At 39.8% G+C, this 11,537-nt stretch carries 13 protein-coding genes; all 13 read right to left on the bottom strand.

Annotated elements, in window-relative coordinates; all coding sequences use genetic code 11:
* A partial coding sequence (gene mrdA / locus Q0296_RS01935) for a penicillin-binding protein 2 (protein ID WP_298035971.1) occupies nucleotides 1-1,742 on the bottom strand: 1,742 nt, incomplete at its 3' end.
* Nucleotides 1,739-2,230 carry a hypothetical protein gene (locus Q0296_RS01930; protein WP_298035969.1) on the bottom strand — a complete coding sequence of 164 codons (492 nt, stop codon included), beginning with the start codon at nucleotides 2,228-2,230 and terminating at the stop codon, nucleotides 1,739-1,741. The genes mrdA and Q0296_RS01930, both read right to left, overlap by 4 nt.
* 1 nt (nucleotide 2,231) lies before the next feature.
* Nucleotides 2,232-2,843 carry a ribosome biogenesis GTP-binding protein YihA/YsxC gene (gene yihA, locus Q0296_RS01925; protein WP_021086403.1) on the bottom strand — a complete coding sequence of 204 codons (612 nt, stop codon included), beginning with the start codon at nucleotides 2,841-2,843 and terminating at the stop codon, nucleotides 2,232-2,234.
* Nucleotides 2,840-3,316, bottom strand: coding sequence for a lipopolysaccharide transport periplasmic protein LptA (lptA, locus tag Q0296_RS01920; protein WP_004317502.1), 477 nt, complete (start codon nucleotides 3,314-3,316; stop codon nucleotides 2,840-2,842). The genes yihA and lptA overlap by 4 nt, the downstream gene beginning before the upstream one ends.
* Nucleotides 3,289-3,816 carry an LPS export ABC transporter periplasmic protein LptC gene (lptC, locus tag Q0296_RS01915; protein WP_021086384.1) on the bottom strand — a complete coding sequence of 176 codons (528 nt, stop codon included), beginning with the start codon at nucleotides 3,814-3,816 and terminating at the stop codon, nucleotides 3,289-3,291. The genes lptA and lptC overlap by 28 nt, the downstream gene beginning before the upstream one ends.
* Complete coding sequence (locus Q0296_RS01910) at nucleotides 3,807-4,295, bottom strand: HAD hydrolase family protein (protein ID WP_004317467.1); 489 nt, start codon at nucleotides 4,293-4,295, stop codon at nucleotides 3,807-3,809. The genes lptC and Q0296_RS01910 overlap by 10 nt, the downstream gene beginning before the upstream one ends.
* A complete protein-coding gene (gene hisB / locus Q0296_RS01905) occupies nucleotides 4,292-4,867 on the bottom strand; it encodes an imidazoleglycerol-phosphate dehydratase HisB (protein ID WP_298035973.1) in 576 nt (191 codons plus the stop codon). Before hisB ends, Q0296_RS01910 begins: the two co-directional genes overlap by 4 nt.
* 15 nt (nucleotides 4,868-4,882) lie before the next feature.
* Entirely contained in the window at nucleotides 4,883-5,743 is an 861-nt protein-coding gene (locus Q0296_RS01900) for a septal ring lytic transglycosylase RlpA family protein (RefSeq protein ID WP_009294185.1), read from the bottom strand.
* Nucleotides 5,730-6,941 (bottom strand): lytic transglycosylase domain-containing protein, encoded by a 1,212-nt coding sequence (locus tag Q0296_RS01895; protein ID WP_298035963.1) that lies wholly within the window; start codon nucleotides 6,939-6,941, stop codon nucleotides 5,730-5,732. Before Q0296_RS01895 ends, Q0296_RS01900 begins: the two co-directional genes overlap by 14 nt.
* A gap of 68 nt (nucleotides 6,942-7,009) precedes the next feature.
* On the bottom strand, nucleotides 7,010-7,795 hold the full coding sequence (locus tag Q0296_RS01890) for a TatD family hydrolase (protein WP_298035962.1): 786 nt from the start codon (nucleotides 7,793-7,795) through the stop codon (nucleotides 7,010-7,012).
* Nucleotides 7,792-9,048 carry a diguanylate cyclase gene (locus Q0296_RS01885; RefSeq protein WP_298035961.1) on the bottom strand — a complete coding sequence of 419 codons (1,257 nt, stop codon included), beginning with the start codon at nucleotides 9,046-9,048 and terminating at the stop codon, nucleotides 7,792-7,794. The genes Q0296_RS01890 and Q0296_RS01885 overlap by 4 nt, the downstream gene beginning before the upstream one ends.
* An 88-nt stretch (nucleotides 9,049-9,136) precedes the next feature.
* A complete protein-coding gene (locus tag Q0296_RS01880; RefSeq protein ID WP_298035959.1) occupies nucleotides 9,137-10,657 on the bottom strand; it encodes an AAA family ATPase in 1,521 nt (506 codons plus the stop codon).
* Nucleotides 10,650-11,525: an NAD(+) kinase gene (locus Q0296_RS01875; protein WP_103559112.1), complete on the bottom strand. Its 876-nt coding sequence runs from the start codon at nucleotides 11,523-11,525 to the stop codon at nucleotides 10,650-10,652. Before Q0296_RS01875 ends, Q0296_RS01880 begins: the two co-directional genes overlap by 8 nt.
* Nucleotides 11,526-11,537 lie beyond the last annotated feature (12 nt).

Here is an 11,537-nt window from a genome sequence, read left to right as displayed (position 1 = left end):
ATCTTAGGGCCAGCTGCACTACCGCCGTGGCCGCCGTGCTCGACAACCATCGTGATGACGTATTGCGGGTCCTCATAAGGCGCATAGGTCGTCATCCACGCGTGAGACCTCTGCAAGTACGCCATATCCTCCTCTTTCATACGCTTCTTTTCGGTTTGCGAGATACCGACGACTTGAGCCGTTCCAGTCTTTGCCGCAACCTTTACAAGGCTTCCCGTAAAGTGCCTATTTGCCGTACCTCTTGGGTGGTTTGCCACTTCATACATCGCATGTCTTATGGCTGGTAGCTGCGACTTTTCAAACGGCGTAAAAGCATCGTCTGTCGGGGTAAAATCAACCTTTTCGCCCTCGATACTCTTTAAAAAATGTGGCGTCACATTTAGTCCAGTGGCAAGCCCAGCCGTGTATTTAGCCACCTGCATAGGCGTAACTAGGAAATTTCCCTGACCGATAGAGGTGATGAGTGTCTCGCCTTGAAACCACGACTTGCCGTACTTCCTCATCTTCCACTCCCTGCTTGGCAGTGTCCCCACAAATTCATTTGGCAAATCAACCTCTGTTTTTCTACCAAAGCCCATGCGCTCAAGTATCGGCACAATGGCATCTATGCCTATCTTTTGGCTACCCTTGTAAAAATAGTCATCGCAGCTCTCTCTAATGGCTGTGTTCATATTGACGCTGCCGTGTCCATGCGAGTTCCAGCAGCGAAATTTACGCCCTCCAAGCTCATACGAGCCACTACAAAAAAAGCTATCATATTTGCTCATGCCATTATCCAAAAAGGCAAGCGCCATACCCATTTTTACGACAGATCCTGGCGGATAAAGGCCGTTTATCAGCTTATTTGTAAATGGGTGATCGACATTTTTTACAAGCTCCTCCCACTCAGCCTGAGAAATTCCAAGCACAAATGGGTTTAGATCATACTCTGGAAAGCTTCCAGCAGCGATGATAGCGCCATCTTTTAGGCTCATAACTATGACGCTTCCTGCATCTTTACCAAAGACGTCAGCGACAAACTGCTGCAGCTCAAGATCGACGGCAAGCTTTATATTTTGGCTTTGTGGCGCTTGGTAGCTCACCTGCTCGATCTCCTCATTTAGTGCATTTACCTTGATCTTTTTAAAGCCCTGAATTCCTTGTAAGATCGGGTTATAAAAGCGCTCTACACCGCTTCTACCGATATAGTTTGTAAGCTTTGTTAAAGGGTCATTTTCCATATCTTTTTGATTTGCCCTGCCGACGTAGCCGATGATGTGTGAAGCTAGGTCATTGTATGGATAGTGGCGCTTTGAAGCTGGTCTTATCTCTAAATTTTCACGCAGAGAAAGAGGCGCAAAAAATGGCAAAAATTTATCATAATCAACAAATTCGACCACGTTTATGAAGTCTTGGTTGTAGGCTGAGTCGTTTTTGATATATTCATTTTTAAGCTTTGTGACGTTTAGATCACCAAACAGCGAGCTGATATAGGCTAGCTCATCGTCTAAAATTTTCACCTTTTTGTTTGCGCTAAGGTGCGGCTTTACATAGATAGAAAAGCCGAGGCGATTGACCGCCATAGGCTTGTCGTGCGCATCAAAGATGATGCCCCTAACTGGCGGGATGTAGATAGTTTTTATCGCATTTTGCTCAGCGATCTCGTTGTAGTAGGTGTTTGAATTTACACTTAGGTGGTAGATCCGCCCCAAAAGCATGATCCAAAAAAGAGCGATCACGCCAAAAACGATACGCATCCTCATAGCACTTTGTCCCTAAAAAGCACGATAGCAAGCACACTTTCAAGCGCTATGAAAAATAGATACTCTGCGCTAAAAGTCAAATTTGGCTCGTTTAAGACGTATGCAAAAAGATTATTTACAAGAAAAGTTAGCACATAGCCAGAGGCGACAAAGATGATGAGCAGGCAGTTTCGCCACTTCATCGTCGTATAGAGCCAGTCTAACACGAAGTTGTAAAATAGCAAAAATGCAATGATCGTTGAGAAGAGATAAAAGCCGTGAATTTGCTCGGCAAAGACCAAGAAAATGAGCGAAAAATACCATGATGGCTTAAACTCATCATACTGCTTTTGCTTTCTTGAATACTCCAAAATCATATATGTAAAAAAAATGCCAATAAGTGGCGGCAAGAAGCCAAACTGCGTAGTAGCGATCTCGTAAGAGAGCAAAAAAATGGCCCACCAAAAGCCTTTAAAAATTTTAATGTCTAAGCTGCTTATGGTTTGCATTTTACCTACCAAGAGCGTGGTTTATGATGGCTTCCCGTGCCTTGTCGATGCCACTTTTGCTGAGTGTCGAGACCAAAATGCCACTTGGGTCAAATTTTATTATCGCACTCTTTTGGCTTTGATTTAGCTTGTCGCTTTTTGTGTATAAATTTAAGATTTTTTGATCAGCTCTTAAAAAGCTTTTTAAGTAAGAATCCACGTTCACGTCAATGTCTAGGTCAAAATGCCTAGCGTCGATTAGATGTATAAAAAGTCTGATGTCGCTTCTAAATTTTAAAAACTCATCTAAATTTTTACGCCACTCATCGTGTTTTGACTTTGCTACTTTTGCGTAGCCAAAACCAGGTAAATCGACCAAGATGAGCTTAAATTTCTCTTTTTCACTCTCTTCCTTTTCCTCACAAAACTCAGCCTCAAAGAAATTTATAAGCTGCGTTTTGCCGGGAGTTGATGAGCTTTTGGCTAAATTTTTTTGATTTACAAGTGCGTTTATGAGGCTACTTTTACCCACATTTGACCTGCCCAAAAAGACCACTTCGCTTGTCACAAAGCTTGGAGCCTCCTTTATGCTTGGGCTTGAAGTGATAAATTTAGCGCTCAAGGCTCTTATCACTTGGTTTTATCCTCGATCTGAAAGATAAATTTAACTGGCTTTTTCTCGTCGCTATTTACGCTATATGTGCCATCTTTTTGATTGACCACGATCTTATCGCCGTAGACATTTTTATCAGTCTCTACCTCGTGCAAATAGCCGTTGCCAGTTACTGTGTATGTCTGCTTTGCAGGCTCATATGTAAGTGTGTCACCCTTGCCGTCATAGTGCTTATCTTTCATAAAAATTTTAGCTCTAGCGTTGCCTGTTGCTACGTATTTTACTGGCTGGCGTTTTTTATCAAAATGCACAACGACTTTGTTTGCTTTTAGCTCGTCGTATGAGCCTTTTTTGATATTTACATTGCCTACAAATTCGCTGATCTGCTTATTTTCATCTGCGAAAAAATCGTTTGATGTGATCTCAACTTGCTCTGCATTTAAAAATGTAAAGCCCAAAATCATCGCTAAAATCGCTGCTTTTCTTCTACCCATGCCCTTAACCCTTTTATCTGCGTTTGTTTTTTACCAAGATCGTAGCTTCCGCTATCGCCTAGTGCTTTATCGCCATTTCTAGTGATAGTGAAATTTGCCTCTGATCTTACTATTTTTGTCTTTGTGTTATATATAACTTCATCGCTTTTAAATTTCAAACTATCGTTGTTTTCATAGTTTGCATTTTTTTGAAAGATTATCTCATCATTTTGCGAGATAGCCTTGTCTGAGCTTAGAAAATGTCTTAAATTTCCCCTTAAAATTCTCGCTTTAAAGTCTAAAAATTCATCCCTGTCGCTATATCTGTTTAGCTCGTCACTCTCATAAACTCCGCTTATCTTAGTTGAGTTTATCTCGTAATCAACCACATCATTTACCTGCATATTTGATATCTTGGTATCAACCTTTAGAACATTTGCTAGGTATGGGTCTTGAGCCGCTAAAAATATCATCACAGCACTAAAAATAGCCACAACGAAGTAGAAAATTTTTACAACCAACGCTTAGACCACTCATCATATAAATTTTCTGATTTTATGATCATCTCGATCATCTCTCTAACAGCGCCATTGCCACCTTTGTGCTTTAGCTTTGTCTTTACATCAAGCTCTTTAATGGCATCTTTTGGCTTAAAGCTCCAAGCAACTGCGTCTAAAATTTTATAGTCATTATAATCATCGCCGATAGCCGCTGCATTTTTAAAGCTAAGCCCTTCAAATTTTAGTATCTCGCTTGCTACTTCAAATTTATCACCAACGCCTTGATAGACGTGATTTATCTTTAGATCCTCAGCCCTTCGCTCAACGATAGCCGACTTTCTGCCAGTGATGATAGCCACTTTCTTGCCAAGCTTTAGCCAGCTCTCTATCGCGTAGCCATCTTTTACGTCAAAAAATTTAAGTTCTTCTCCATTTGCATTGTAGATGATCTTGCCATCAGTGAGGCACCCATCAACGTCTAAAAATATAATTTCTATCATAAAACGCCCTTAGTGCTTGGAGTGCCGATCCTTGCATTTTTAGCAAGCGCTCTGCGGAGTGCTACAGCAAATGATTTAAACGTTGCTTCGATGATGTGATGAGTATTTTTGCCACGAATTTGATTTAGATGAAGTGTGATACCAGAATTTACAGCAACCGCTCTAAAAAACTCCTCCACAAGCTCCGTGTCAAACTCCCCTACTTTGGCGTTTTGGTTAAAATTTTCATATACAAGGTAGGCTCTGTTGCTAAGGTCTAGTGCGCAAAAAACAGCCGCCTCGTCCATAACAACGCTCGCCTCACCAAATCTCTCAACACCACTTAATGGATACAAAGCTTCTTTTAAAAGCTGTCCCAAAACTATGCCAACATCCTCGACACTGTGGTGAAAATCCACATGCGTGTCGCCCTTACATGAAATTTCAAGATCAAGCAAAGAGTGCTTTGTAAATGCCTCGAGCATATGGTCAAAAAAGCCAATTCCTGTGCTTATCTTTGCAGCCCCAGAGCCGTAAATTTGCAGTTTCATCGAAATTTGCGTCTCTTTTGTGTTTCTAGTTAGTTCTAAAATTTCCTCTCTCACGCCCTAGCCTCTTACTATAAATGCGCCTTGGAATTTACCGCTTCTAGCGTAATCCCTAGCCTCGTCCTCGCTTCTAAAGCCATTTAAAAATACCCTATAAATAGTTGAGCCATCTATCGTAAATGTCTTAACGACTGATCTATAGCCATCTATACTTTTGTGCTCTCTTTGGTATCTATTTGCGCCTTCAAGGTTTTTAAATGAGCCAATTTGTACCATAAAATCTCCGCCCACAACGCGTTGCTCTGATGAGATCACGATGCCGCCAACCGGAGCTGTTGGAGAGACTGGATTTGGCACTTTTATGCCAGTGCTTGTTGGTTTTGTTGGTTGCGCGCTAGCGGTTGTAACAGCGTTAATGTCTTCATTAAAGCCGATAACCTCCATACTAACTGGAGCTGTGCCAGTGCCGATGACATCAAGCTTCATCGCGGCTGCTTTTGAAAGATCAAGCACCCTATCAGCCACAAAAGGTCCTCTATCATTTACACGCACGATAACACTTTTTTGATTTCTTAAATTTGTTACTTTAAGTATTGTATTCATCGGTAAAGTCTTATGCGCTGCAGTCATATTATACATATTATAAACTTCGCCATTTGAGGTCGTTTTGCCGTGAAAATTTGGACCATACCAGCTTGCCGTTCCGCTAGCTTTATCGCCAACGCTTACGACGGTTGGGTAGTAGGTTTTGCCATTTATGGTGTATGGTCTCATTGTTGCTTTTTGAACTGAGGCGGAGTTGTTGCCTCTTACATTAGTTGGGCCACTTGGAGTAAATGGAGCCCCACTCCAAGAACAGCCAGTGATTAGAAGTGTAAAACTTAGTCCTAAGTAGAAATTTAGGCTCTTACGGTATGACAATATTTGCTCCGACATTTAAATTTGAACCAGCCAAAGAATTTGCATCTTTTATATCTTTTTCGCTTACATTAAATTTCTTTGATAAAGATGCGATCGTATCGCCTGTTTGAACTACGTAGTTGTGAGATTTGTTTTGAGTAGAAAAAGGGATGATTAGTTTTTGATTATAGCTTACTGCATTTGTGCTAAGCTCGTTGTAGTCCTTGATCGCTCTGTGGCTAACGCCTGTTTTTTTAGAGATAGAGAGCAAGGTCTCGCCTTTTTTTACTGTGTATGCATAGAAGTTATTTTTGCCATTAAATGGTTTGAAATTTTCAGAGAAAAGCTGCTTTTTATTCTCAGGAATGTAGACGTAGTAGTCTTTTAGTGTTGGCGGGGTAAATACAAATTTTAAATGTGGGTTGTTGCTTTTCATCTTTTTTGTACTAAGACCGATGCTATCGCCTATTTGAGCTAAATTTGTACCGCCTGGTACTTTTACTTTTGTAAGTTTAAGGCCGCCATTTATATTTAACAAAGATGACTCTTTAGAGATTAAGAAGTCCGCATCTTTTGCGATATATGCCGCTCTTAAAATTTTGATTATGAAATTTCTAGTTTCAGCTGGTAGGTACTTTTTTTCAGAGTCAAGAAGTGTGACAAGATCGTCTGTGCCGGCTTTTTGTATAGCTTTTCTAAGCGCACCATCTCCACAGTTATATGCCATTGCTGCCAAGTACCATTTGCCAAATTGATTTTTAAGTGATCTTAAATAGTTTGTAGCTGCGATAGTTGACTCAACTGGGTCTTTTCTCTCATCAACATATTGACCTACTTTTAGGCCGTGAAGCTTGGCTGTTTGCTCCATAAACTGCCACATACCAGTAGCTTTTGCGTTTGAAACTGTGTGATTTGAAAAGCCAGACTCGATCATCGCTAGGTAGAAAAATGACTCAGGCACGCCTGATTTTTTGATCTGCTCTTTAATCATTGGTATATACATATAGCCATTTTTCAAGGCATCTGTAAATGTTCTTACCTGTGAGTTTTGTATGCCTTGCCTCATCTTTGCATAGTGAGAAGTCTTCATAAAGCTAGCGTCGATGTCTAGCTCTTTTAAAATTTTAACCTGAGTGTCGTACGAGCTCTTTTCAGGTGCGTTTGCTAATAGCAAGGTACTACATGCAAACATCAAAAATATCTTAAGCATTGCTTTCATTTCTATCCTTTTTTCGTGTCAAAGCCTAATGACGCATTAGCATCTTAGGCAAGTGCAATGCCCAAATTTCAAGCAAAGCACTTAAATAACCTTTTGGCATTATTTGAAGTTTCTTTACAAACCACTTCAAATTCAAGGTTTAAAATTTCAGCTATCTTTTTAGCAACAAATTTTGTAAATGCTGGCTCATTTCTCTTGCCACGATTTGGTTCTGGCGTGAGATATGGAGCGTCAGTTTCTATTAATATCCTGTCAAAAGGAATTTTCGGCAGAATTTCAACTAAATTCTTAGCGTTTTTAAATGTCAAAACGCCACCTATGCCAAAGTAAAAATTCCCAAATTTGCAAAGCTCTAAAAGAAGTGGCGAGGCATTGTAACAATGCAAAACCGCTCCAGCTTTAAGCTTTGGCGCATACTCTTTTAAGATGTTAAAAGAGTCCTCATTAGCCTCTCTGATATGGAGGATAACGGGTTTGTTTAACTCAACAGCCAAATCTAGTTGAGCTAAAAAAACACGTTTTTGTTCGGCTTTTTCTCTTAGCTTTTCATCTTCATCTTTTGGCAAGCGGAAATAATCAAGCCCACACTCGCCAATAGCCACGCACTTTTCGTCTTTTGCAAACTCTCTTAAAACATCTATATTAAAGCTCTCTTTGTCGTATGGATGGACTCCAGCAGCAAAGAAAATATCACTTTTTTCGTGCGCTATTTTAGCCGATTTTGGTAAATCATTAATATCAGCCCCAGGGATAATAAAGCCATTTATCCCTAAATTTCTAGCTTCCTCCACGACTTTATCAAGATCAAGATCATATACTTTACTATCCAAATGACAATGCGTATCTATAATCATAAAGCTATTTCTACTCTGTTTCTGCCATTTTCTTTTGCTGTGTAGAGCGCTTGGTCACAGGCCTCTAGCATATCGTCTATCTCACAGTGTCCTTTACCAAAAGATATACCGATAGATACAGTAACTTTTACTGGTTTATCCTTTATCATGACCACATTTTCAGCCACTTTTGCCCTTAAATTTACAAAAAACTTGATCGCCTCCTCTTTTGCTATCTTTTTAAGAACGACACAAAACTCCTCGCCACCAAACCTAGCGACCACATCTCTTCCTTTTGTGTTGTCAGTTAGTATTTTTGCGAGTGATTTTAGTATTTTGTCGCCACCATCGTGTCCGTATGTATCGTTTATCTTTTTAAAATGATCAATATCAAGCATAGCAAATGCATAAGGCTCATCAAGCTCTTCAGCTGTTTGAACGTATTCTTCTATATCTTGGTAGAAATATCTTCTATTGTAAGCGCCAGTTAAAAAGTCGCGATTGGCAAAATTTGCTATCTTATTTATATTCTCCATCGCCTCGATAGTGTTATTTACACGGCAAATGAGCTCTTCTTTTGAAAATGGCTTTGCTATAAAGTCGCTAGCTCCATTTTTTAAAAATATCGCAGCATCTGTTTTTTCGCTAGGCGAGGTCATCACGATCACGCCAAGGTGGTTTTTATCTTTCTCTTTTCTCACCTCTTTTAAGACTTCTAAGCCATCTTTGACAGGCATTCTATAGTCAGTTATGATTAAATTTATATCAGGATTATCAGCAAAATAGCTCATCGCCTCTTCGCCGTGAGCCGCTGCTAGGACCTTAAACTGAAGGCTAGTTAAGATTTTTTTTATCATATTTCTAAAAGGCAGTGAGTCCTCAACGACAAGGACTTTGTATTGTCTATTTTTGCTTAGTCTATTTATCATTTGAAAGATGTAGTTGATATCATCCATGTTGCCCTTATAGACGTAATCAACTATATCTTTGTTTATAAAAAATTCTTTCGTCTTATCATCGATGCTGCCAGTTAAAACGATAGCACAGAGCCCTTGAGCAAGGACGTAATCAACGATCTCGCCATTTGGTGCGTCGGGCAAATTTAGATCCAAGATAGTCATAAAATAATCTTTGCCGTGTTCGCTAATAAGCATCTTGGCTTCGGCAAAATCATACGCAACGTCGATCGCCATATCCTCAATGCTCTTTTCCATCTGCATGACGATTAGCTTAGCAAGTGCCTTATTATCATCAACTACTAGAATTCTTTCCATATTATTCCTGTGATTTTTTATTAAACTAGCTCGGATTTTAACAAATAAACCTAATCACAAAGCTTAAATTTAAAACTTAAATTTCAAGCTATTTTAAAAGTCCTTTTGCAAAATTTATCGCCTCTTCGCTGATATGCTCGCCACTTATCATACGCGCAAGCTCATTTACTCGCTCCTCTTTGTCAAGCTCTCTTACGACCGAACTCTCGCCATCACGCTCTACCAAAAAGTGCGAATTTGCCTTTGAGCTAAGCTGTGGCTGGTGAGAAATGGCAAAAATTTGATAGAAATTTGCAAGCTTAAGCAAGACATTTGCGATACTCATCGCCTCTTTTCCGCTTAGATTCGCGTCTATTTCATCTAGGATTATGACATCACCACCCGTTTTTGTGATCTCACTAGATGCAGCTATGAAGGCCAGCCTTAAGCGGTTTAGCTCGCCTGAGCTTAAATTTTTAAGCGAGGTCTCGTTTAAATTTAGAAAAATTTCATCAGCGCCTAAAATATCAAGCTTTTTAGCCTCGATCTTTAGCGTGATATCTGGCATATAAAGCTCTTTTAGATATAAATTTATCATCGCCTCAAGCTCTTTTAAATTTACGCTCCTTGCCTTGCTCAAAGTGCTGGCTAGCTCATTTGCCTTTTTGCTTAAAATTTCAAATTTCTTCTCAAGCTCGCTCTTTTCAAAGCTTAAATTTTCATATCTAGCAAGCTCTTTTTCTTTTTTATCAAGCGCCTCTAACGCCTCCTCCTCGCTGCCATAGCGCCTGATGATGGCATTAAGAGCTTCTATCCTATCAAGCACGCTCTCCACGTCGATATCGTCAAGCTCCTCCATGTTTAGGCTATCTCTTGCCACCCTTAGCTCATTCATCGCATCTTCAAAAAAGCCACTATCAAGGTCGCTGATGCTTAGCGCCTCATTTACGCTGTGCTCTAGCTCAAATATCCGCTCAGCCCTAGCCCACGCCTCATTTATCTTATCTTTTTTACTAAGCCTCTTTTTAGTCTCCATAAGCTCTTCAAACTCGCCTTTTTTAGGCCCGACACTTCTTATCTTCTCGATCTCAAAGCTAGCAAGCTCCTTTAGCTCCTCGACCTTTTTCTCTTCCTCTTTTATAGTGGCTAGCTCTTTTGAAATTTTAGAAAATTCCAAAAACACCTCTTCAAATTCCTGCTTTATCTCTTTAAATTTCTCATTTTTTGAAATTTCAAGCCTGTCAAGCAAATTTAGAAATTTCTCATTTTCAAACTCGTTTGCCTCTTTTGCCGAGAGATATTTGATGTGCTCGCGCGCCACTTGGGCTAAATTTTTCTTTGAAATGGCTTGTTGGTTTATAAAATACCTCGTGCTCTTATCTTTTAAAAGCTTGAAAATATTGACCTCTTCATTTTCTATGCCAAACTCATCAAGCTCAAATTTATGCTCCACGTCAGCTTCTATCAGCCTTGCTTCGCTATCTTTTAGCCCAAAAACAGCCATTATGGCACTCATCAGCACCGACTTACCAGCACCGCTAACACCCGTAAATACGCTAAGACCCTCTTTGAAATTTAGCTCGACATTTTTAAAATTTAGATAATCCTTAATCAAAATTCGATCAATCATTATAACCCCAGTGAAGTTTCTCTTTTAAAATTTGAAAATAATCCCTGCCAATATGGCGTATCAGCCTCGCTTTTTTATCGCTCAGACTCATGCTAACAGCTGAAATTTTACTCATATCAAAGCGGTCTTGTCCGTCTATAACTAAAATGGCGTCGCTTTTTGTTCTAAATTTGACCGTGTGATTTTTAGTAAGCACGACTGGACGCTGCGTGAGCGAGTGTGAGCAAATGGGAGTTAGCGCAAAGACCTCGCTTAGTGGATATATAATCGGGCCATTTGCGCTCATATTATATGCCGTTGTTCCTGCTGGTGTCGCCACTATGACGCCGTCCCCAAAATATGAGTTAAAATACTTTTCATTTAAAAGCGCCTCTATATGCGTCATCGAGCCGCCATTTTTACTAACGATGACTGCGTCGTTAAATGCTATCTTTTGCTCTGTTTTGCCATCATTTTTATGAAGTGTGACATCTAACATAAATGGCGTTTCTACCTCAAATTTATCATCAAAAAAGTCTTTAAAAAACTTCTCACTCTCATTTATCGTGATATCTGTCAAAAAACCTAGCCTACCAGCGTGTATGCCAAGTATTAGCGGCGAGATGTGAGCTAGCTTTCTACAAGTTGAGATGATCGTGCCGTCACCGCCAAGCGTGATAAGAAATTCGCACTCTTTGGCTAGTTTTATCAGCTCATATCCGCTTTTTTCTACCTGTTTTGCACAGCTTTTTTCAAGCAAAATTTCTGCGTTATACTTTTTTAAAATTTTTTCTAGCTTTGCTAAATCCTGCTTAAATAATGGATAATCTTTCGCGATAAGTCCCACTTTTTTGGCGTTTGTGGTATTAAATTTTTGTTCATTTTTCATAGAAATGATTGT

This window comes from uncultured Campylobacter sp. (genome assembly GCF_937890585.1).
In the GTDB taxonomy this organism is placed as follows: Bacteria; Campylobacterota; Campylobacteria; order Campylobacterales; family Campylobacteraceae; genus Campylobacter_A.
This window is presented reverse-complemented; position numbering and strand designations above follow the sequence as displayed.

What these genes read in the sequence shown, in the direction of transcription:
- Q0296_RS01930 (WP_298035969.1), bottom strand. Translation starts at nt 2,230, where the DNA reads ATGCAAACCATAAGCAGCTTAGACATTAAAATTTTTAAAGGCTTTTGG.
- lptA (WP_004317502.1), bottom strand. Translation starts at nt 3,316, where the DNA reads ATGGGTAGAAGAAAAGCAGCGATTTTAGCGATGATTTTGGGCTTTACA.
- Q0296_RS01910 (WP_004317467.1), bottom strand. Translation starts at nt 4,295, where the DNA reads ATGATAGAAATTATATTTTTAGACGTTGATGGGTGCCTCACTGATGGC.
- Q0296_RS01895 (WP_298035963.1), bottom strand. Translation starts at nt 6,941, where the DNA reads ATGAAAGCAATGCTTAAGATATTTTTGATGTTTGCATGTAGTACCTTG.
- Q0296_RS01890 (WP_298035962.1), bottom strand. Translation starts at nt 7,795, where the DNA reads ATGATTATAGATACGCATTGTCATTTGGATAGTAAAGTATATGATCTT.
- Q0296_RS01885 (WP_298035961.1), bottom strand. Translation starts at nt 9,048, where the DNA reads ATGGAAAGAATTCTAGTAGTTGATGATAATAAGGCACTTGCTAAGCTA.
- Q0296_RS01880 (WP_298035959.1), bottom strand. Translation starts at nt 10,657, where the DNA reads ATGATTGATCGAATTTTGATTAAGGATTATCTAAATTTTAAAAATGTC.
- Q0296_RS01875 (WP_103559112.1), bottom strand. Translation starts at nt 11,525, where the DNA reads ATGAAAAATGAACAAAAATTTAATACCACAAACGCCAAAAAAGTGGGA.